This window comes from Siminovitchia fortis (genome assembly GCF_007681465.1).
Classification (GTDB): domain Bacteria; phylum Bacillota; class Bacilli; order Bacillales; family Bacillaceae_C; genus Siminovitchia; species Siminovitchia fortis.
This window is the reverse complement of the sequence record NZ_VEKZ01000022.1, coordinates 22,631-45,305: the sequence shown is the minus strand read 5'-3', so window position 1 is coordinate 45,305 and position 22,675 is coordinate 22,631. Positions and strand designations below refer to the sequence as shown.

The window sequence follows — 22,675 nt, the reverse complement described above, 5'->3', positions numbered from 1 at the left end:
TATCCACATATCCACATTATTCATCCACATTTTGTGTGGGAATATTAGTTCCCCACAATATATTCTGCCGCATTTTTGCAAAATTTACAGGGTGTGGGTAACTCGCTCTCTGTTTCCAGTTTCTCCAACACAGGTGCTGTTTCGTGTTCGTCCACCACGATATCCAACGCCAATTCGACGTGCTCTTTGCAGCAATAGATCATACTTTGTCTCCTTTTCACAAGTTCCTGATTTTTATTTCACGGTTCTCGGCTTTCATTGCACGGGCCTTACCATTAATTGCATGAATTCCGCCTTTCATTGCACGAACCTTTACCATCAATTGCATGAGTTCGGCCTTTCATTGCACGGGCCTTACCATCAATTGCATGAGTTCAGCCTTTAATTGCACGATTCCCGCCAATATTTTGAAAGAATGCCAGCAGGCACACAACTTATCCACATCTATTTTACCACATTAAATAGAAAAGCGGGAAAGCCTCCCAAGCCTTCCCGCTCCCTACTATAATCTTGTATCGTCCGTCAGTTTGACGTCTGCATCTTGTTTTTTGCCGCCCCTGTAGTATGTGACTTTCATGGTGTCGCCGACCTTCTTCTTGCTGTACAAGTATTTGCGAAGACTTACGACATCTTCAACTTTTTCCCCGTCCAGCGCAACGATGACATCAAGCTCTTTCAATCCGGCTTTCGCTGCCGGTGAATTTGGCATCACCTTCTCAATCATGATCCCATATGTTACGTCTTTTGGAAGCTTTAAGGTCTGTTCTTGGTGGTAGGCCGAGATTTCAGCGACATCCCGCAGCGTGACACCCATCGCCGGACGTTTCACTTCGCCGAATTTTTCCAAGTCTTCGATGATCGGTATGACATAATTGATTGGTATGGAAAAACCGATGCCTTCAACGGCGCTTTGGGCAATTTTCATTGAGTTGATGCCGACAACCTGGCCGGCAATATTGACCAACGCCCCGCCGCTGTTTCCAGGGTTGATGGCCGCATCGGTTTGAATGACTTCCGCATTCCAATCGGGAATGCCGTCTTTATTGATATCGACAGGAACAGTTCGATTCACACCGGAAACGATCCCCTGAGTCACAGAGCCAGCAAATTCCAGGCCAAGAGGATTTCCGATTGCCAGGACAGGCTCTCCGATATGTAATGCATCAGAGTCTCCAAACTCATTCACAAAACCTTCTCCAATATCTTTGGAGCTGATCTCAACGACAGCCAGGTCTGTCCATACATCACTTCCCTGCAGATTACCCGGAACTTTTTTTCCATCGGACAGCGTCACTTCCAACTGCGTGGCATCTTCCACCACATGGTGGTTTGTTACGATATAAGCCTTATCCCCTTGCTTTTTATAAATAACGCCGGAACCGACTCCTACCGCCTGCTGGCTTTCCTCGCCTGTCGCCCAAAAATTGGCTGTTTGGATATTCGTTATGCCCACAACGCCTTTTCCGGCCTTCTCTACAGCTTTCGTGACATCTGTCGTCACATCCAGTGAAACCTGTTCTTTCGTTGTCTTTCCTTCATTTTGCTCGATTGCCGGACTGTTCGGATTTTCGTTGTTGTTTCCCCCAAAAACTGATGGAGCTAGTATGGCAATAATCAATGCCCCGATCAGCCCGCCGATCAATCCCGTAAAAAAGCCTCCCCTTCCGCCTCGGTTTTTGAAACGGTTCGGACTGTGATCATCGTATAATCCCACTGCTCACCATTCCTTTCATTAGCATCCATGAAGATAAGTTTCCCTTCTATATGAATAATTATAATCCGTCTGCCCGGAAAGCACATAAAAAAGCCTTCCTGTTCAAGAAAATGTAAAAAAAGAAATGAAAACAAGCGGACGTTTAACCGTTTATCTTCATTTCTTTATCCTTATTGGCGAAAAATTAAACCATTTTATACAGCGGACAGCTCCGTCGGTATGTATGGATCTGTATCAAAAAGATCGAACTGGGCGCCAATTTCTATTCCTCTTGCGGCGAGCGTCTGCGTCACGCTCATTCTTGCCAGATCTTTCATATTGTTATCCCTGCTTAAGTGGGCCAGATAAATCCGCTTTGTCCGGTCACCGACGACCTCGCTCATAGCAAGCGCCGCATCTTCATTGGAAACATGGCCGACATCGCTCAAAATTCTCCTTTTGACATTCCAGGGGTACCTTCCCATCCTCAGCATCTCCGTATCATGATTGCTTTCAAAAATATAAACATCGGCGCCTGCAATCAGACCTTTCATCCGGTCGCTGACATATCCCGTGTCCGTGATCAGGACAAGCTTCTTTTCTCCGGATCTGAAAATGTAAAACATCGGTTCGGCCGCATCATGCGACACGCCGAACGATTCAATATCGAGACAGCCAAAGGATTTTACCGTCTCCATGCCAAACGTGAATTTTTGATCCACTGCAATTTCCCCGACAAGGCCGTCCATTGCTTTCCACGTCCGTTCATTGGCATAAATAGGCAGCTTGTATTTTCTTGCCATGACACCGAGGCCCTTGATATGATCGCTGTGTTCATGGGTGATGAAAATCCCGTCCAGATTGGCAGGGTCGCGGTCAATCTGTTTCATCAGCTCCCCGATTTTTTTGCAGCTCAACCCGGCATCCACCAGAAAGGAATGGTCCTTTGTCTCTATATAAAAAGCGTTTCCCGAGCTTCCGCTTGCTAGTACGCTGAATTGCATCGACATTCAGTTCACCTCTAATACCGTTTTCTGGTTTCCCGTGTTTTCCTGGATAACCTGTCCTTCAAATGCATTAACAAGCACCGATTCTTTCTCGCCATCATGTTCAACCACCACGTGCCAGGTTGGTGTCAGTACCTGGGAAGCCTCCATATTGACAACCGTATAATATCCCAGTTCAGCTTTGTCGATCTTGCTGTCCGGCTTCAGAAGCCTATTCCGGAAAATGACTTCCACCGCCCGGATGGCCGGCAATACTTCTTCCATTTCGCTGATCGGCTCGATCTTTTCAAGCATCGTCTGTTCATATGAATAGATTTCTTTATCTTCCTTCACATAAAAGATGAGGTGTGCGCTTCTATTTTTAAATAGGAATTTGTCTTGATGTTTTTGGTAAAAGGTAATGGTTCCCGCTTCCTCGTCATAGTTTCCGAAACCGTATTGGTCTCCATATAGAACATTATTTTTTACATACTGCTCCAACTCTTGAATATTGAGCTTGTCCGGCAATTTGACGGGATGCGCCAGTTCAGAATATATGATGGACCCGTCCACGACGGTCACTGACTGGTCTTTTTTCAGTTTCTCGACCTCTTTATCACTGAAAACTTTCGTATTGGCACTCATATATTGGTCCTTTATCGGATCTTTCGGAATGCCGCTGTAATCAATGCCGGCGTTGTTCAGGTTTTCCTCCAAAGAGACATCGGCCTTCTCTTCGAGCTTGTTATCTTTTTGCTTATTCATCAATTGAGTCAGGAGGAAAATGTCGAGGATCAAGAATGCGATAATGAAAATGGACTTCAGCCTACCCCAATCCACGTAAATTCCCCCTAACATCCTTCGCTTCAAATCTTTCCCAGGTGCCATCATATAAATAATACCAGGAAGGGTCCAGGATAATCACTTTCGAATTTTCCGGGTTTTTGTATATTCTGTAGCCAAGAATCAGCTCCTGGAGCTTATTGATATCGATACTCGGATCCGCCAGCAATGTATCCATCACTTCTTCCCCTGAGGACATATTGACCTTTTCAGGGTGAGGCAGCGGAATATCGAGGCTGAAATATGGCCTGCGGTATTGGTAAACCTCTTCCTTGCCCCAGTACAATTTGATTTCAGACATGCCTTCAACATTAAAAACCGGGTATCCTTTCAGAAACAACTGGAAAGTCACCTTCTGAGTGGATGGGTCCACGCTGAAATATTTGTAGTTATCTGTCCACCCTTTATGCTCGTTAATAAAATCGATGCTTCTCTTAAGGAGATCCATATCAGCCTGGCCGGCCGCCGGGTCGATTGCCTGGCTCGGATTGACATAAAAGATTGTGCTGGTCGATTTATCCACATTCATCTCGCTTGTACTATCTCTGAATTTTTCAGTAGCGGAATCCTCGCTCGTTTTTCTTACCAAGGAGGGATCCTTGAACAATGCCCTAGTAAACTTATTCGGATCAATATAATCCGCGTAATAATTATATCTGTACATGACCGTCTCTTTCGCCGGAAGATACTTTACTCTGCCATCCGGCAGCTCATACCGTTCGAATTCAGGAAACTGGCTTTCCTGGTTTTTCAAGCGCGTGAAAAGGGCTTGTATATAGTCATGATTGACGTGGCTTTCATAGACTTTTCCTTCTTTGCTTGCGATGAAATAGGCAGTCCCGTCTTCTTTGGACTCGTCCTCCCAATAAATGACCAAGCGGTCAAATGATCCAGCCGGCAGGCGTTCTGACTCAAATTTGAGAATACCTTTATACAGATCGAAAGGGACGAGATCAGGAAAAATGAGTTCCAGCGACTTTTCCCTTTGGGATAGAGCCATGATTTGATCCTGCGAATAAACTCTTTCATTGCCGAGATCGTAAAAATTCCAGCTGCTCAGTTCCTGCAGCGTCTCTCCGACTTTCTTTTCATCCACAATGCCAAAGTGGCCGCTGTCCGTATGAAGCAGGAGCTTGACCGGCCTGATGACATCCGCAATATCTTTCGGATCAGATATGGAGACTTCATGGACATGTTTTTCATCGTTAAATTCATATTTTGGATGAAAAGTCCATAGATTCCATGTTAAAACACCGCTGGTGATGACAAGAAAAACAAGCAGCACTGATTTAATTGTTTCATATCTCACGACCAATCATCCTCTTGTTCCGGATCGTAAGGGAGCGTAAAGAGTATTGTCGTCCCTTTGCCTTCCACGCTCCTCGCCCAAATATCTCCGCCATGGGCACCGATCATTTCTTTTGCAATCGCAAGTCCGAGCCCTGTTCCTCCGAGGCGTCTCGTCCGGGCCTTGTCCACCCTGTAGAAACGTTCAAATACTTTTTCCAGGTTTTCTTTCGGGATACCAAGGCCTTGGTCACTGATGCTGATTTCAATCTGGTCATCGAGCATTTTCAGCCTGAATGTCACCCGGCCGCCTTCCGGAGAATATTTGAGCGCATTTGAAATGATATTGTCTATTACTTGCGTCAGCTTATCCTCATCAACCTTGATGAATACAGCCTTGTCAGGCAGCTCCCGTTTGAAGGTGATGTGCCGCTCTTTCGTCATTTCAAATCGGTCAATGATATGATTGAAAAATGATACAAAATCAACCCACGTCCTGTTGATTTCATAGTCTTTGCTGTCCATTTTTGACAATTTCAAAAGATCATTCACAAGGCGGATCATCCGCTCCGTTTCATTTTGTGTTACATCTAAGAAACGCGGTGCCAGCTCTTTATCATGGATTGCTCCATCAGCAAGCGCCTCAAGATAGCTGCGCATCGTAGTCAGCGGTGTTCTCAATTCATGCGAAACATTCGCCACAAACTCCCTGCGCTCCGCTTCAATTTTTTCCTCTTCCGTAACATCATGCAAAACGACAATCAGCCCGTTTACGAAACCTGTGTCCCTTTGGATGACGGAAAAATTGGCACGTAAAATAAACGGAGAATCATCCGTGCCGTAGTCAAGGATAATCGGTTCCTGCTGATCGAGAAGGTCTTCAAAGCTGTATTGGTCATCAAAGAGAAGCAGCTCTGTCACCGGCTGTGAAATCATTGTTTCACGTGAAACATTCAGCATCTGGGAAGCCTGCTCGTTGATTAAAATGACCCGCCCCTTCCGGTCTGTCGCAATGACGCCGTCTGTCATATTGGAAAGGACCGATGAAAGTTTCCGGCGTTCCCCTTCAGTCATGGCCTGTGCTTCCTGCAGTTTCCGGGTCAAGTAGTTGAATGAAAGGGCGAGCTGGCCGATTTCATCATCTCCATAGACACGGACTTTCCGTGAAAAGTTTCCTTTTGCCATGGCCACTGCCTGCCGCTTCATATCAGAGATCGGCCTTGTAATCGTCCTGGCCACAAGGATGCCGAGTACTGCGGTGATCGCCATAGCGACCAACGTGGCAGATATGAAAATCTGGTTGATCTCTTCCAGCTGGTCAAAAACTGTTTCTATTTTGGCGACAAGGTAGATGGCCCCAGCCACTTCCCCGCCGATTTTAATAGGCGTCGCCAAAATCCAGACACGGTTCTTGGACTGTGTATCTATAAAAATTTTATCTTCTTTTTTTCCGCCGGCCAAAATCCTTTTTACCATGACATCGGTTGTTTTCTGGCCGACAATGCTCTGATTGTTCCGTTCGGAGGTTCCGATGATCAAGCTTCTGTTATTAATGACACGGACTTCTGAAATATCCTGGGCTGAAAAGTCCGCAAGAAGTTTGCCGACTTCCTCTTCAAGCGGCGGAACGCTTTCGTCCGTCCGGTCCTTCATCATTTCCTCGACAAGGCTGTATTCCAGCAAAGACAGCCTTCCTTCGATAGATTGCTGGAAGTTCCGGATCAGTTGGTCTTCAAGTTTATTTATAAAGTAAACGCCGATGATTTGCATGGCGATCAGAATAAGCAATAAATAGATTGTTACAAACTTTACATGTATCGATCGAAAAAAACCTACTTTTTCCATATGGGACTACTCCTGTTCAGGTACGCGTAAATAGTAGCCTACTCCTCTTCTTGTAACAATCCATGTAGGATGGCTTGGATTATCTTCTATTTTTTCCCTGAGGCGCCTTACCGTAACATCCACTGTCCTGACATCCCCAAAGTAATCGTAGCCCCATACCGTTTGCAGCAAATGTTCACGGGTCATTACTTGCCCGCTATGTTTTGCCAGATAATGGAGAAGCTCAAATTCCCGGTGTGTCAATTCGATGGTTTCTCCATTCTTGGACACAACATAGGCATTTGGATGAATAGTCAGCGAACCGATGGTGATTTCATCGTTCTCTTCTTCCGTCAGCTGATCGGCAATTTGTGCATGGCGGCGCAGATTCGCCTTCACCCTCGCAATCAATTCCCTTGTGCTGAAAGGCTTTGTCACATAATCGTCCGCGCCAAGCTCAAGTCCAAGGACTTTGTCGATCTCGGAATCTTTGGCAGTCAGCATAATGATCGGCATTTCATATTTCTTGCGGATTTCCCTGCAAACTTCCATCCCGTCACGGTTTGGAAGCATGATATCAAGCAAAACCATATCAGGCTGCATTTCTTCAACGAGTTCAAGCGCCTCTTCGCCATCATAGGCACATTGTACCGTAAATCCCTCTTTCTTTAAGTTGAACTGCAGGATGTCTGCAATCGGCTTCTCGTCGTCAACCACTAAAATCTTCTTTTCCACAGCCCCATCTCCTCCCATCTCCATGTAATGATCATATATGTCAAACGAAGTTTATTTCTCTCTCTTAATCTCACTATTTTATCATAAAAAAAGAGACCGGTCCAAACGAGGTTTAAGCCTGCAAAGACCAATCTTTTCCTAAAAAATAATGTTATTTTTATAGTAAAAAAAGCACTGCGAGAGGCGATGTCGTCGCAATGCTTTTTGATGGTTAATGTAATAAATCATATATTATCACAGGGTTTTTGAGTGTGCAACAGGCTTCGACACATTTTTTGTGAAATTAAACCTGTTTTTTCATATTGTCACACAATGTTTACAAATTGAACGGTTGTCTTGTCTATTTAAAAACATTCTATGCAGGGCTTTATTGTTTATGATAATATTCCTGCCATTTATGATTGCCTTCATGATAAATTTCCCGCCATACTTTATTGCCGCCTTCGTAAGCCTCTCTCCACACATCATTTCCGGTCTCATATCCGTATCTCCAAATTTTTTTCTGGCGGTCATAAAGTAAGTTCCAAACTTTTCTAGTAATATCGTATTCCTCCTGGATCCCTTCTTTTGAAAGGGCGGCATGGAGGGCTTCAGCATGTTTGAATTCCTTTTCAGATTTTTTCATGACGGACTGGCCCAAGCCTTCTGCTTTCTTCAAAAGATCCTGCTGCTTAGCATCCACTTCTTTAAGACTTTCTAGTTGCCACTTTTCCCATGCGTCCATCAGGCGCTGGTACTCTTCCTGCCAATATTTCTCCACGTCCTGTTTTGAATTGGCAAGCGTGAACTCGCCGTTTCCGGCTTTGGCCACTTCTTTTAAAAGCTGCTGGGCTTCGTTGTCCACCTGAAAGCCGATAATGTTGATGATCGGTTCAATTCCTTCCGCTGCCAGTTGTTTGGCTTCTTTTACCGGATCTCCCCCGCATGTTTCAATGCCGTCACTTACCACATACACAATGGCGGAACCGGCATCTTCCGGAATATCCTTTTTGGTCTCGGCAATCGCTTTTCCAATCGGTGTCCAGCCTGCCGGATTCACTCGATCCAGCGCGGACTTCACCTTGCCTGCATCGTTTGCTCCATTATAAAGCATTTCGGTTGAAGCACAGGAACGTTCTTTATCCGCATCACTCCCGGTTCCTTCATGGCCGTACACACGAAGCGACACCGTGCTTTCCTTCGGCAGGACATCTATGAAACTCATAATGGCGCTTTTGGCCTCTTCCATTCTTGTTCCGCCTTTATTTTGAGCGTTCATGCTGCCGCTCGCATCCAATAAAATGGCGTAATGGACACCGTTCACGACTGGTTCGTCGATTTCTTCATCGGGGCGGCTGCCTGTAGATTCAATCGTTGGATCAAATTTGATCAATTCCTGAACTTCTTCGTGATAATCTTCAGCAACCAACTTTACAATCGCTTCCGCGTATTGGTCATCCGTTAAATTATCCGGAAGCTCCTTGAGCTTTTCAATGGCTGCCTGTTCGTCATATTGGTCACCGCTGAACTCACCCGGTTTCCTCATGAGGTCCTTCTCGTCTTCTGTCATCTCTCTTGGCAAATCCGCCGGTTCATAAACTTCCGGTTCTTTTTCCCACCAGGCGTCTTTTTCTTCAGCTTCTTTGGCAGTCTTGCCTTCAACAGATTGATCAGGTTCCGGCTCCTTTTTCGTCTTCTCCGCCTTGCCGCAGCCGCCGACAATAACCCCCGCAGCCAAAATCACAAAGAGTAATCTTTTCACCGTCTTCTTCCTTTCCATTGGAGTCTTAAGCATATTCTAACTTTGAATTTTCGAAAGAAATAGCGAAACTGAAAGGAATCATCCTTTTTTACCATAAATAAACTTGTGCGGGCTAGGATAAAAGTCAATGTTTATGGGACTTAATAGGTGTTATGGGGTGGCGGATGGAATCATTGGGATTTGTCCCTATTGTTTGTGGGTTCTGTCGTTAATTGCACGGGTTTGGGCGATAATTGCACGAACTGGGCCTTTAATTGCACAAAACACTTATTTGAACAGCGTCCGCCAAAAAAAAGACATAGGTCTAAAAAAACCTATGCCATACTAATTTTTTTCTACGAGTGCCTCCGCTTTTCTATTGTCCAGCTCCGGCGCCTAGCCCCTCGAGGTCATAAGACGATTCCCTGTGGCGGCTGAAAAGCTGCCTCCTCGGGAATCGTCTTATGCTTGTCGGGGCTGAACAAGGCGCCTCCGCTTTTCTATTGTCCAGCTCCGGCCGCCATCGGCTCGAGGTCGCTTCGGAAAAACCATGAAGGCAAAGAACGCCTTCACTGGTTTTTCCTCCAGCGCTTGTCGCCGATGAGCAGGCGGCCTCCGCTTTTCTATCTCCACACACTCTTCACGATATTGGTCTGTGAACGGTCCGGCCCAACTGAGAAGATGGAAAGTGGTACGCCTGTTAGCTGGGATACACGCTCCAGGTAATGGCGTGCATTTGCAGGCAGTTCATCCAATGTTTTGCAGCCTGTGATGTCTTCGTTCCAGCCGGGAAGTTCCTCATATACTGGTTTGCATTCTTTTAAGATATTCAAGTTGGCCGGATATTCTTTGATCAATGTTCCATTATAGTCATAGGCCGTACAGATTTTCAGTGTTTCAATTCCTGTCAGAACGTCAATGGAATTCAGTGAAAGATCCGTCAGTCCGCTGACTCTGCGGGCATGGCGGACAACGACGCTGTCAAACCAGCCGACGCGACGCGGACGCCCTGTCGTTGTACCGTATTCACGGCCGACTTCGCGGATTTGATCTCCAACTTCATCTTTCAATTCCGTTGGAAACGGGCCATCCCCTACACGGGATGTATATGCCTTACATACACCGACAACATGGTCGATTTTCGTTGGTCCGACACCGGATCCGATTGTGACTCCTCCCGCAACCGGATTGGATGATGTAACGAATGGATAGGTTCCCTGGTCGATATCAAGCATAACGCCCTGTGCACCTTCAAATAAGACGCGTTTGCCTTCATCGAGCGCATCATTCAGGACAACGGATGTATCACACACGTAGTCTTTGAACTGCTGTCCATATTCATAATACTCATCCAAGATATCTTCTAATTTGAAGCCTTCTGTTTCGTAAAAACGTTCCAATAGGCGGTTTTTCTCTTCGAGATTGCGTGTCAATTTTTCTTCAAAAACCTCGCGGTCCAAAAGATCGGCAATCCGAATTCCGATACGGGCGGCTTTATCCATATATGCGGGACCGATCCCTTTTTTGGTTGTACCGATTTTGTTTGCGCCTTTGCGATCCTCTTCCACCTCATCAATTTTCAAGTGATAAGGCAGAATGACATGAGCTCTGTTGCTGATTCGCAAATTGTCCGTGGAAATAGAATGGCCGTGCAAATACTCAAGCTCTTGAACAAGCGCTTTCGGATCAACGACCATCCCGTTTCCAATCACACTGATTTTATCATTATAAAAAATCCCTGACGGAATTAAATGCAGCTTATATGTAACATTGTTAAATTGAATTGTATGGCCGGCATTGTTGCCCCCCTGATAACGGGCAATCACTTCTGCGTTTTCGGATAAGAAGTCTGTAATCTTTCCTTTTCCTTCGTCTCCCCATTGTGTACCGACAACTACTACTGATGACATGCAAAAAGCACCTCCGACGGTTCGTTTCGAACCCTGATATGGAACATATACATTTTAGCAGTGCGATTCCCACACGACAAGCGAAAAACGAACATTGTTGGCGATTAAAACATTATTTGTTCGTTTTTACAAATGTTTCTTTGTTCCAATCATATTATAACCTATTATTTGGTTCGATTAACAGAATTCTATGTACCCAATTTCTTTTTCACTTTTGACCGGAAAGAAGGATCCGTCAATATTTTCAGCTGAAAACTGTTCAACTTTCTTGTCAGCTGCATTTGCTCAATCATACCCAGGTCATTGGCGAAAAAAGCGAACTCCGTCCGATTTCCCTTCTTATCTTCGGCATACATTGCATTCGTTAATACAAAAGCTGTCGAACCCCCAACGTTTTTTGAAGCTGCCTGATCTTTGATCAACTCCAGGACAAATTCCGGGTCATCCTCTTTGAATTCTTTTTTGATAAACCAGATTCCTACACCAATGAATAGTACTACGAGTAGCAGTACACCGGCAATGATCCAAAAAACCTTCTTCACTGTCACTCTCCTCCTGCTATATGATATGACCATAATCTCCCAAGGTTTCAAATCAAAAAAAAGACACCCCAAAAGAGATGCCTAAAACTATGCTCCAGGCGGAGCATCCGCTTCGTCAAACCTTCGTTCCAGGTTGACGAATTTATTGTATTCTTTTACAAAAGCCAGCTGTACGGTTCCTGTCGGGCCGTTCCGCTGTTTTGCGATAATGATTTCGATGATATTTTTATTTTCCGTTTCCTTGTCATAATAATCGTCACGGTACAGGAACGCAACGATATCGGCATCCTGCTCAATGGAGCCGGATTCCCGGATATCGGACATCATCGGCCGTTTATCCTGCCTCTGCTCGACTCCCCGGGAAAGCTGCGACAAAGCGATGACCGGAACTTCCAATTCACGCGCAAGCGCCTTGAGTGAACGGGAGATTTCCGATACTTCCTGCTGCCGGTTCTCTTTTGAGCGGCCGCTCCCTTGAATCAACTGCAAGTAGTCGATCAAGACCATCCCCAATCCGCTTTCCTGCTTCAGCCTCCGGCATTTTGACCGGATTTCGCTGACCCGGATTCCCGGTGTATCATCAATGTAAATGCCTGAATTGGATAAGCTTCCCATCGCCATCGTCAGTTTTCGCCAGTCTTCATCTGTAAGGGAGCCTGTTCTCAAATTTTGGGCATCAATATTCCCTTCAGAACAGAGCATCCTCATGACAAGCTGCTCCGCCCCCATTTCCAGGCTGAAAATCGCCACATTTTCATCCGTTTTCGTCGCTACATTTTGGGCGATATTCAGGGCAAAAGCCGTCTTACCGACAGAAGGCCGGGCCGCGACGATAATCAGATCATTACGCTGGAACCCGGCAGTCATCCGGTCCAATTCCGAGAATCCTGTCGGGATCCCCGTCACTTCCCCTTTCCGGTTATGAAGCAATTCAATATTGTCATATGTACGGACAAGGATATCTTTAATATTTTGAAAGGCTCCTGAATTCTTGCGCTGGGCCACTTCCATGATGCTTTTTTCAGCTTCATCAAGCAGGGCTTCCACTTCATCTTCCCGCGTATAACCTTCTGTCGCAATATCCGTAGCAGTTCGGATCAGACGCCGCAGCAAAGCCTTTTCTTCTACGATTCTGGCATAATAGCCGACATTGGCTGCTGTCGGGACAGATACGGAAAGCTCACTCAAATAGGAGATTCCGCCCACATCCTCCAGCAGTTTGGAGGCGGCCAGTTGTTCCGTAACGGTAACCAAATCAACGGCATGTCCTGTTTCATTTAAATGGAGCATGACTTCAAATATTTTCTGATGGGCACTGCGGTAAAAATCTTCCGGAAGCAAGATCTCCGATGCCAATACAATAGCCGCAGGATCAAGAAAAATCGCACCGATCACCGCCTGCTCAGCTTCAATATTTTGTGGCGGTGTACGGTCAACCATCAACTCATTCAATGTACAGGTCACCTCCCCTTAATCTAAACCTTTTTCGTATCCATAAAAAATGTGACCGGCAAAAAACCAGATCACATTTTTATCATTTATTCTATTTTATCACGAATCGTTCAATAGCAATATATTATTTTTGCTCCACGACATGGACATTGAGGGTTGCTGTCACTTCATGATGAAGTTTGACCGGCACTTTTGTCACGCCAAGCGTCCGGATCGGCTGGTCCATTTCAATTTTCCTGCGGTCCACTTTGATATCATGTTTCTTTTTCAGCTCATCTGCCACCTGCTTGTTTGTGATAGAGCCGAATAGCCGTCCGCCTTCTCCCGATTTTGCCTTGATCTCAACTGTAAGCTTCTCTATTTTCTCTTTCAGGTCTTTAGCATCCTGGAGGGCTTCCTCTTCCAGTCTCTGCTCTTTCTTTTGCTGGTTTTTGAGATTGGCCAAATTCCCGGGCGTTGCCTCAACTGCCAGCCCTTGTTTAAACAGGAAGTTTTGGGCATAACCGACGGCAACATCCTTCACTTCCCCTTTTTTGCCTCTCCCTTTTACATCTTTTAAAAAAATGACTTTCATGATGATTGACCTCCTTCAAAGTATTCATCCAGCACCTGTCTCAGTTGCAGCTCCGCTTCTACTACCGTGATTCCCGGAAGCTGTGCCGCTGCGTTCGTCAAATGGCCCCCACCGCCGAGCATTTCCATGATAATCTGCACATTCACTTCTCCAAGGGAGCGCGCACTGATACCCACAACATCTTCTGCCCGCTTGGAGATGACAAACGACGCAGCTACACCATCCATTGTTAATAGAGTGTCGGCCGCCTGTGCAATCATGACGGGACTGTAGACCACATCTTCCTCGCCTGTGGCGATCGTTACACCGTTCTTGTAAAATTCCATTGTTTCAATCAGTTTTGCCCTTTTAATATAAGACCCGACGTTTTCCTTCATGAAGCTTTGAACAAGAATCGTATCCGCACCCCGGGCCCGCAAATAGGAAGCCGCGTCAAATGTCCGGGACCCTGTCCTTAATGTGAAGCTTTTCGTATCTACAATAATACCTGATAAAAGGGCCGTCGCTTCCAGCATGTGCAGTTTTTTGCCCTTCGGCTGGTATTCGAGCAGTTCCGTCACAAGCTCGGCTGTGGACGATGCGTATGGCTCCATATAAACAAGGAGCGGCTTGTTGATAAAATCTTCGCTTCTTCGGTGATGGTCAATGACTACGACTCGGTCGGTCTTGCCGAGCAGCTTTTCTTCAATGACCAGAGAAGGTTTATGTGTGTCCACAACAACAAGCAGCGTCTTCTCCGTTGCGATTTCCAATGCATCTTCCGGAGATATGAGCCTGGAATATAGCTCCGGCTCTTCTTTCAATTTGTCTACAAGCCTTTTGACGCTTGAATCAATATCATTGAAGTCTATGACAATATAGCCTTCCTTTTCATTCATCTCTGCCGCTTTTCTGATTCCTATAGCAGACCCGATTGCATCAAGATCAGGGAATTTATGCCCCATAACGATGACCTTGTCGCTTCCCAGGATCAAATCTTTCAATGCATGCGAGATGACACGGGCGCGGACACGGGTTCTTTTCTCCATTGGATTCGTTTTCCCGCCGTAAAATTTTAGTTTTCCATTCGGCAGTTTCATTGCGACCTGGTCTCCTCCACGTCCCAAGGCCAAATCAAGGCTTGATTGGGAGAGTGCCCCGAGCTCAGGGAAATCCGAAACGCCAAGCCCTACACCGATGCTTAAAGTAATCGGCACATGCTGCTTCGCTGTCGTTTCCCTTACGACATCCAGTATAGAGAACTTATCTTTCTCCAGCTCACGCAAAGTTTTTTCATTAAATAAAATGATAAACCGATCGGAAGATGTTCTTTTTAAAAAAATGCCGTGTTCCAATGCCCATTCATTCAACAAAGCGGTGACTGTACTATTCAGTTCACTTTTCGCCTGGTCATTCATTCCCTGTGTCGCATCATCATAGTTGTCGATCATGATTGTAGCGATAACCTGCCGTTCATCCTGGTATCGCTTCATGATTTCCATTTCTTCGGTTACATCGAAAAAATATAGAAGGCGTTCTTCATTTTTCAATAAAACACGGTATTTTCGTTCATTCAATGTAATAATTTCAGATTCTTTTTCCTGCTGAATGGGAGGAATGAGCGATTCCGCTATCTCATAGAGTGAACGGCCGACAAGGGAAGTTTCATCCAGCCGTGATGCCATATAAGCATTGGTCCATTCAATGATATAATCATCGTTGATCAGCATCACCCCGATCGGCATCTCCAGCAATGCTTCTTCCCCCACTTTTTTCACCCGGTGAGAAAGTGTAGAAATATACTTTTCGATTTCGCTTATCCTATCCTTTTGGGATTTTAAAAATAAACCAAAGAATATTACGAGCAAGAGAGCTCCTATCGCGCCTGCCCACCAGTATTGGAAACTGATGATTACAAGAAGAACGGCGCTTAAAGCCACAATCCCGATGATAGGAGGAAAGCTCTTCTTTCTATTTATATATGGCGGCATCCTTTCAGCTCCCTTTACTCCATAATTGTTTTTTCCGGCATTATTTTTTTGCCAGTCGCTGTCTTAAATCGAAACCTAAATCAATTATACCCAATAACCTGACAAGAGAGAAAAACAAAGGCAATAAAAGAGTCATAACCGTTGCAGCAATCGGTATGGCTTTCGACCAATTTTTCACATGGCTGTAATAGAAAATAAAGGCCAGCCCCTGGATCAGCAGCAGGATCTGCAAGATATAGGCGGCATTGATAATGGCCATATGCAAAAACGTTCCCTCTTCGGGTTTAAGAAAAAGGGACCCGATCAAGGTAATTAAATAATACCATAAGATGCTTTGCGGTAATTTAGCCGTCCTGAAAGGAGGGAATTTCGGCACGTCAACCCCAAACTTCCTGATGATCGGAAAGTTGACCGCCATAGCTAAAAAGACGGATAAAAATGCACTGCCCAGCAATAAGCTTGGAGCCAGTGTTTTCATCAACCGGATCATTTCTTGAAGCTGCTGCGCCATGTTTGGATCAGGAGTCTGTCCAAATGTTCTCATTAAGTCAGCATACTGCTCGGCTGATGCTGATAAAATTTTGGCCGTTTCATTTAGAAAGTTGAACTCAAATAACTGGACTGCTATCACATAAAATAGTACAAGATTCCCCAAAAATACAAGGCTCGAAGCCATATAGGCAACCATTTTACTTTTTCCAGTCCGAATGCAATACCCCATCATTGTACCTGTTGTACCATATAAAACAGCAAACAGAGCCCCCAGTACAGCGCCTGCAATTATAGCCATAAAAATAGCACCCACAACTAAAACAATGCTGTTTTTCAAAGGATATTTGGAGCTGTACAAAAGAAAAGGCAGTATCAAAAAAAGCTGAGTAACGAGCGTTGCCACCGGAACATAGACAGAAAGGAGCAAAAGCACCGTAAAAACAGCAAGCAGCAACGCTCCTTCTGTCAACATGCGGGTATTTTTCACATTGTCACCTCATTAAGTATGTACCAGTCTATTTTAACAAAAAAAAACCGATAAGTCCCAAGATACACGGGAGGCAGTTTATAAGGGAAAAAGGCAAGGTATATATTTGCAATAAAGAAAAGCGCAAGCACCTTGATTAGCGCGGGCAAACAAGACGATTCCCGAGGAGGCAGTTCGTAAGCGAACAGGGAAGCGGCTTGATCCTTGCGGGGCTAGGCGCTGGAACTGGACATTACGTACCCTTTGTTCGAAGAGAAAATTCGGTAAAATTTTATGCTTTCTATACCAATAAAAGGGAGCAGCAAGGATTTCTCCCCACTGCTCCCTTTTTATTATTCCCCTGCCACGAATGGAAGAAGTGCCATTTGACGAGCACGTTTGATAGCTACTGTCAATTTGCGCTGGTATTTGGCGCTTGTTCCAGTCACACGGCGCGGAAGAATTTTTCCACGTTCAGAAATGAACTTTTTAAGTAGATCAACATCTTTGTAGTCGATGTGTGTAATGCCGTTTGATGTAAAGTAACATACTTTCCGGCGTCTACGTCCGCCTCTGCGTCCACCTGCCATTTAAAACCCTCCTTCGCAATTTCATTAAAATGGAAGATCGTCATCCGATATGTCGATCGGTTGTCCATCATTTGAGAATGGGTCTTCATCTGTCCGAGTATAGCCCTGGTTCCTTTGATCGCCGTAGGAGGAGCCTTGGCTTCGCTGGCCGCTGCCATCGAATGAGCTTCCGCCAAAGTCGCCGCCGCGATCTTGTGATGCAGCACTTCTTGGTTCCAGAAATTGAACATTGTCTGCAACCACTTCAGTGATATATACCCGTTTTCCATCCTGATCATCATAGCTGCGTGTCTGCAAACGGCCGTCCACCCCTGCCAAGCTTCCCTTTTTCAAGTAGTTGGCAATATTTTCTGCCTGGCGGCGCCAAGCAACACAAAAGATAAAGTCTGCTTCACGTTCCCCCTGCTGGTTGGTAAACGTACGGTTAACAGCTAATGTGAAGTTCGCAACCGGCACTCCGTTCGGCGTATAGCGCAAATCCGGATCTTTAGTTAATCGGCCAACTAATACTACTCGGTTCATCATCAGAATCAACCTCTTCCCGATTTACTATTCTTACATTGTTCCACGTGGAACATTATTTCTGTTTATTTTTCTTCTTCTTTGATTACGATATGACGGATGATATCATCGTTGATTTTAGCAAGACGGTCGAATTCCTGAACTGCTTCAGGACTTGCATTTGTGTGGATTAAGCGATAGTAACCTTCTCGGAAATCCTCAATCTCATATGCCAAGCGACGCTTGCCCCAATCCTTCGATTCGATGATTTCTGCCCCTTGGGAAGCAAGAATATTATCGAAACGCTCTACAACAGATTGTCTCGCTTCTTCCTCAATATTAGGGCGAATGATGTACATGATTTCGTACTTTCTCATCAATGGTCCACCTCCTTATGGTCTGTGCGGCCCTCAAAAATAATTAAGGGCAAGGAGCAACTTTCATTACTCACAGAGAAAAATTATAACATAAAGGACCCAATAAAACAAATATCAATTTTTCATCTTTTCGGCTGCGTCAACAATCTTTATTGGTTCTTTTTATCATTATAGAACACACGTTCCAAATAATCAATCCCTTATTAAAAAATAAAGCCATGCTTGCCTTCATGGCTTGCATGGCTTTCCATTTATTCTTCTTCCTTATTTTCGTATGCATCCCGGGATGGATTGAAGGCAAGATCCAAATCCGGATCTTCGGCAAATTCCGTTCCGTAGTTAGGCCGGACGGCTGACCTTTCATCCAGAACCGGACTTGTAAAGTTTTCATCATCCTCCACTGTTTCCCGATCAAAGAAATATGACAAGCAAATAAGGCCGCTTAATCCGACCAAGGTATAAATTAACCGCGACAACCCTGCAGTTTGTCCGCCGAATATGGCAGCCACGAGGTCAAACCTGAATAATCCGATCAATCCCCAGTTGACGGCACCAATAATAACCAAGGCCAAAGCAATCTTCCGTAAAGTATTCATGTGGCACACCCCCTTTTTTCTTCAAAGGAACCAACAGCTTTGCTATTGATTTCGTACTATTATTTGAAAAAAAGGGATGTTTTATACTTTTACAAGGAGGGTTGCTGCAATTTTATTTTTTAGCGGCAGCCTGTTCTCTCAACATGAACTTTTGCAGCTTCCCGCTTGCATTCCTCGGAAGCTCATCCATGAATTCGTAGCGGCGCGGTCTTTTATACCGGGCAAGCCGGTTATTTTCCGTACAAAACTTGTCAAGTTCCCCGGCTGTCAAAGAAAGGTCTTTCTTCACCACAAAAGCGACAACCCTTTCTCCCCATATTTCATCAGGCTCACCGACAACAGCTGCATCCAAAACGCCGGGGTGTTCGAATAAGACATCTTCGACTTCCCTCGAATAGATATTTTCACCGCCGGAAATGATCATATCTTTCACACGGTCACTCACCCACAAATAGCCTTCGTTGTCCATGTATCCAATATCCCCGGAATGGTACCATCCTTTGTACAGCGCTTCTTTTGTGGCATCTGGGCGGTTAAAGTACTCGAGCATGGTACTTGGCCCCCTCACAATGATTTCTCCCAATTCCCCGGGAACGCAAATATCTTCGGGATCGGATGGTATTCCTTCCTTTACCTTAACTACCCTTATTTCATGATTGACCAAAGCTTTTCCAGCCGCTCCTGATTTTGATAATTGCTCATCATCATATAAAACGGAAATAGCTGGGCCCATTTCGGTCATTCCATATGCCTGGAATATATCGATACCCAAAGTATTATTTACTTCTTTTACAAGGGCCGGAGCCATGGGAGCACCGCCATATAGCCCTGCACGCAAACTGGAAAAATCAGCCTCCGTCAAATCTTCGCGCAGCATCATATTCCACATTGTCGGCGCAGCAAAAAAATGGGTGATCTTCTCTTCTTTTATCGCCTGAACAAGCTCCCTGGCATCAAAATGGTGCATGATAATATTTGAGCCGCCCATCATAAGGCGCGGAAGGAAAGCACAATGGAGCTCGGCACAGTGAAACATAGGTGCTATACACAGGCCCCTTTCATTTTTTGTCACTCGCATGACGGCTGACATAATCAGACTTTGATCCACCATATTACGATGGGAATGGACGACACCTTTAGGCATCCCTGTCGTTCCTGAAGTATACATGATAGCATAGGGATCATTTTCATCGAGCTCACAATCCGGCCTCTCGCTCGTTGCTTTGGAAATTTCCCCGTAATAATCTTTTGCAAACGAATCAGGCTCATCAATGCACCAAAACTGGATATCCGAAATGTTCTTGGCGGCATGTGCAACCGGACCGCCCGTTGCTTTTTCATACAGCACGATTTTCGGGGCTGCATCACGTAAAATGAATTCCAATTCTTTTCCCATTAGGCGAAAATTGATGGGGTTGAAAACTGCTCCGATTTTCATACAGGCAAACAGAGTAGTTGCAAATTCAGCTGTGTTATATAAAACAGTGGATACCCTGTCTCCTTTTTCTACTCCCGCATTTTTAAATGCATTGGCAAGTTTATTTACCTCTTGGTCCCAATCACTGTAGGTCCAGCTTTTTCCCAGTCTCCGATCCGCAAGCCCTTCCTTTAGAGGAAACTTTGCAACAGTTTGCTCAAATACATCCCTGAGTGTAGGCCCTCCCATGTATACCACTCCCTGTATTGATATTTACTGCTCTAATCGTTCAATAATCGTTGCGTTCGCCATGCCGAAACCTTCACAAATCGCCTGAAGCCCGTGTTTTTTACCTTGCCTTTCCAATTCATGGACCAATGTCGTCATGATTCTTGCCCCGCTTGCTCCAAGCGGATGCCCTAATGCGATCGCACCTCCATTCACATTCAATTTTGCCGGGTCCGCCCCTGTTTCCTTCAGCCAATGAAGCGGGACAGAGGCGAAGGCTTCATTTACTTCAAATAAATCTATATCGGAAAGATTCATTCCGGCTTTTTCCAATGCTTTTTCCGTTGCTGCTACTGGTCCTGTCAGCATCAATGTGGGGTCAGACCCCACCACTGACCTGGAAATGACCTGGAAGCGGGGTTTCAGTCCGAGTCGCTCCGCTTTTTCTCGGGACATGAGCAATATGGCTGCAGCCCCGTCGCTGATTTGGCTTGCGTTGCCTGCGGTGACTTTTCCGTTTTTTAAAAAAGGAGGTTCCAAAGCTGCCAGTTTCTCCATTGATGTATTTTCGCGGGGGCCTTCATCTTTGTTCACAGTACCATTTTTCGTGCTGACTTCCATGATCTCACGGTCAAATCGCCCTTCCTTGATCGCCCTTACCGCTTTTTCATGGCTCTCCAAAGAAAATCGGTCCAGTTCTTCTCTGGAAAAACCCCATTGTTCTGCAATCCGTTCCGCTGAAAGACCTTGATTGATCATTTCATAACGCTCCGTTAACAGGCTGCTGTTTTTCGCTCCCTGCAAATTTGAAAACATGGGGACGCGGGACATGCTTTCCACTCCGCAAGCTATGACCACATCCATATCTCCGCTTAAAATCGCCTGGCATGCAAAATGGACAGCCTGCTGGCTTGAACCACACTGCCTGTCGATTGTGACTCCCGGGACCGTTATAGGAAATCCCGCTATCAATGCTGCCAGCCTTGCGACATCATTCGCCTGCTCACTCGTTTGTGTAACGCAGCCGGCAATGACATCCTCCACGTGGCTCGCTTCTACTTCAGCCCTTTCAGTGACTTCCTTTAAAACCATGGCAAGCAGTTCGTCCGGGCGTATATGACTTAGCATCCCGTTCCTTTTTCCAACCGGTGTCCTAACAGCTTCAACTATGACAACTTCCCTCAACCATTTCTCCCCCTTAATCATCAGAAAGCGCTTACTTTATTTTTTCGATAGACTACAGCTGTTCTCCTTCCTATAAAAAAGAAAAAGCCTGCAAACTTGTTCACAGACTTTCTCGTACTTTTATACATTAAACCGGAAATGGATAACATCCCCATCTTGTACTAAATATTCTTTTCCTTCTAACCGGACTTTTCCAGCTTCTCTAGCGGCGGCCATTGAGCCGGCATCCAGCAAATCATCATAGGAGACCGTTTCTGCGCGGATAAAGCCTTTTTCAAAATCCGTATGGATGATTCCGGCACATTGCGGGGCTTTCATCCCTTTTTTGAATGTCCATGCCCGGACTTCTTGCTCCCCGGCAGTAAAATAAGTAGCCAATCCCAGAAGATGGTAAGCCGCACGGATCAATTGATCCAGTCCGGATTCTTCGATTCCGAGCTCTTCAAGGAACATCGCTTTTTCATCATCGTCAAGCACAGCGATCTCTTCTTCGATTCTGGCACTGATGATAATGACTTCCGCGTTATCTTTTTCCGCATAATCCATCACTTTTTTTACATATTTGTTGCCCGATGGATCAGCCAAATCGTCTTCTCCGACATTTGCTACATATAAAACAGGCTTGCTTGTCAGCAAATGCAGCTGCTTGACAATTTTAAGCTGGTCATCAGAAAAATCAATGGCTCTTGCCGGCTGGTCAGATTCGAACGTAGCTTTCAACTTGCTCAGCACTTCAAATTCTGCCATAGCCTCCTTGTCTTTTTGCTTCGCCATTTTTTCAACGCGGCCAATGCGTTTTTCAACGGTTTCCAAGTCCGCCAAAATCAATTCGAGATTGATCGTCTCAATATCGTCAATCGGATCGACTTTTCCCGATACATGCGTGATGTCACCATCTGCAAAACAGCGAACGACGTGGCATATGGCATCCACTTGGCGAATATGGGACAGGAATTTATTTCCGAGCCCTTCCCCTTTGCTCGCGCCTTTGACGATCCCGGCAATATCAGTGAATTCAAAAGCCGTCGGTACAGTTTTCTTCGGCTTGACAAGTTCAGTTAACTTTTGGAGACGGTCATCCGGAACTTCCACGATTCCGACGTTAGGGTCAATCGTACAGAATGGATAGTTCGCCGCTTCCGCTCCCGCTTTCGTAATTGCATTAAATAAAGTCGACTTGCCTACATTTGGCAAACCGACGATCCCTGCTGTTAGGGCCATTTCGGTCACTCCTCTTTGTCGGGGCAGACTCTGCCCCCAATCCATTCATAATTATAGAGACTGAAA

The 22,675-nt window shown here is 45.4% G+C and carries 21 protein-coding genes; all 21 read right to left on the bottom strand.

All coding sequences use genetic code 11. The features are described from left to right. Positions 1-44: 44 nt before the first annotated feature. On the bottom strand, positions 45-203 hold the full coding sequence (locus FS666_RS09430; RefSeq protein WP_144461561.1) for a CxxH/CxxC protein: 159 nt from the start codon (positions 201-203) through the stop codon (positions 45-47). 299 nt (positions 204-502) lie between these two features. Further along, entirely contained in the window at positions 503-1,714 is a 1,212-nt protein-coding gene (locus tag FS666_RS09425) for a S1C family serine protease (protein ID WP_144461564.1), read from the bottom strand. 194 nt (positions 1,715-1,908) lie between these two features. Continuing rightward, positions 1,909-2,703: an MBL fold metallo-hydrolase gene (locus tag FS666_RS09420; RefSeq protein ID WP_144461566.1), complete on the bottom strand. Its 795-nt coding sequence runs from the start codon at positions 2,701-2,703 to the stop codon at positions 1,909-1,911. Further along, positions 2,704-3,519, bottom strand: a complete 816-nt coding sequence (locus tag FS666_RS09415; RefSeq protein ID WP_186306557.1) for a two-component system regulatory protein YycI — start codon at positions 3,517-3,519, stop codon at positions 2,704-2,706. Continuing rightward, on the bottom strand, positions 3,506-4,831 hold the full coding sequence (locus tag FS666_RS09410; protein ID WP_186306556.1) for a YycH family regulatory protein: 1,326 nt from the start codon (positions 4,829-4,831) through the stop codon (positions 3,506-3,508). The genes FS666_RS09415 and FS666_RS09410 overlap by 14 nt, the downstream gene beginning before the upstream one ends. Continuing rightward, positions 4,828-6,654 carry a cell wall metabolism sensor histidine kinase WalK gene (gene walK / locus FS666_RS09405; protein WP_144461573.1) on the bottom strand — a complete coding sequence of 609 codons (1,827 nt, stop codon included), beginning with the start codon at positions 6,652-6,654 and terminating at the stop codon, positions 4,828-4,830. The genes FS666_RS09410 and walK overlap by 4 nt, the downstream gene beginning before the upstream one ends. Before the next feature lie 6 nt (positions 6,655-6,660). Then, on the bottom strand, positions 6,661-7,386 hold the full coding sequence (gene yycF / locus FS666_RS09400; protein ID WP_120073602.1) for a response regulator YycF: 726 nt from the start codon (positions 7,384-7,386) through the stop codon (positions 6,661-6,663). Between the two features lie 349 nt (positions 7,387-7,735). Beyond that, positions 7,736-9,109: a vWA domain-containing protein gene (locus FS666_RS09395; RefSeq protein ID WP_164876345.1), complete on the bottom strand. Its 1,374-nt coding sequence runs from the start codon at positions 9,107-9,109 to the stop codon at positions 7,736-7,738. A gap of 602 nt (positions 9,110-9,711) precedes the next feature. Continuing rightward, the gene (locus FS666_RS09390; RefSeq protein ID WP_120073555.1) at positions 9,712-10,998 is read right to left on the bottom strand and encodes an adenylosuccinate synthase; all 1,287 of its coding nucleotides are present in this window, start codon (positions 10,996-10,998) and stop codon (positions 9,712-9,714) included. Between the two features lie 188 nt (positions 10,999-11,186). Next, positions 11,187-11,540 (bottom strand): hypothetical protein, encoded by a 354-nt coding sequence (locus FS666_RS09385; protein WP_120073553.1) that lies wholly within the window; start codon positions 11,538-11,540, stop codon positions 11,187-11,189. 87 nt (positions 11,541-11,627) lie between these two features. Then, positions 11,628-12,980 (bottom strand): replicative DNA helicase, encoded by a 1,353-nt coding sequence (gene dnaB / locus FS666_RS09380; RefSeq protein ID WP_390615258.1) that lies wholly within the window; start codon positions 12,978-12,980, stop codon positions 11,628-11,630. A 136-nt stretch (positions 12,981-13,116) separates the two neighbouring features. Beyond that, complete coding sequence (rplI, locus tag FS666_RS09375; RefSeq protein WP_120073548.1) at positions 13,117-13,566, bottom strand: 50S ribosomal protein L9; 450 nt, start codon at positions 13,564-13,566, stop codon at positions 13,117-13,119. After that, positions 13,563-15,536, bottom strand: a complete 1,974-nt coding sequence (locus FS666_RS09370) for a DHH family phosphoesterase (protein ID WP_120073545.1) — start codon at positions 15,534-15,536, stop codon at positions 13,563-13,565. The genes rplI and FS666_RS09370 overlap by 4 nt, the downstream gene beginning before the upstream one ends. A 40-nt stretch (positions 15,537-15,576) precedes the next feature. Further along, positions 15,577-16,515: a YybS family protein gene (locus tag FS666_RS09365; protein ID WP_120073543.1), complete on the bottom strand. Its 939-nt coding sequence runs from the start codon at positions 16,513-16,515 to the stop codon at positions 15,577-15,579. Between the two features lie 332 nt (positions 16,516-16,847). Further along, positions 16,848-17,084 carry a 30S ribosomal protein S18 gene (rpsR, locus tag FS666_RS09360; RefSeq protein ID WP_120073541.1) on the bottom strand — a complete coding sequence of 79 codons (237 nt, stop codon included), beginning with the start codon at positions 17,082-17,084 and terminating at the stop codon, positions 16,848-16,850. A 24-nt stretch (positions 17,085-17,108) separates the two neighbouring features. Then, positions 17,109-17,609: a single-stranded DNA-binding protein gene (ssb, locus tag FS666_RS09355; protein ID WP_120073539.1), complete on the bottom strand. Its 501-nt coding sequence runs from the start codon at positions 17,607-17,609 to the stop codon at positions 17,109-17,111. Between the two features lie 62 nt (positions 17,610-17,671). Then, positions 17,672-17,962, bottom strand: a complete 291-nt coding sequence (gene rpsF / locus FS666_RS09350; protein ID WP_120073536.1) for a 30S ribosomal protein S6 — start codon at positions 17,960-17,962, stop codon at positions 17,672-17,674. A gap of 251 nt (positions 17,963-18,213) precedes the next feature. Further along, positions 18,214-18,558, bottom strand: a complete 345-nt coding sequence (locus FS666_RS09345) for a DUF378 domain-containing protein (RefSeq protein ID WP_120073534.1) — start codon at positions 18,556-18,558, stop codon at positions 18,214-18,216. Positions 18,559-18,670: 112 nt separating this feature from the next. Continuing rightward, positions 18,671-20,224, bottom strand: a complete 1,554-nt coding sequence (locus FS666_RS09340) for a fatty acid--CoA ligase (protein ID WP_120073532.1) — start codon at positions 20,222-20,224, stop codon at positions 18,671-18,673. 24 nt (positions 20,225-20,248) lie between these two features. Further along, a complete protein-coding gene (locus FS666_RS09335) occupies positions 20,249-21,388 on the bottom strand; it encodes a thiolase family protein (protein WP_120073530.1) in 1,140 nt (379 codons plus the stop codon). 120 nt (positions 21,389-21,508) lie between these two features. Further along, a complete protein-coding gene (gene ychF / locus FS666_RS09330; RefSeq protein ID WP_144461575.1) occupies positions 21,509-22,609 on the bottom strand; it encodes a redox-regulated ATPase YchF in 1,101 nt (366 codons plus the stop codon). Positions 22,610-22,675 lie beyond the last annotated feature (66 nt).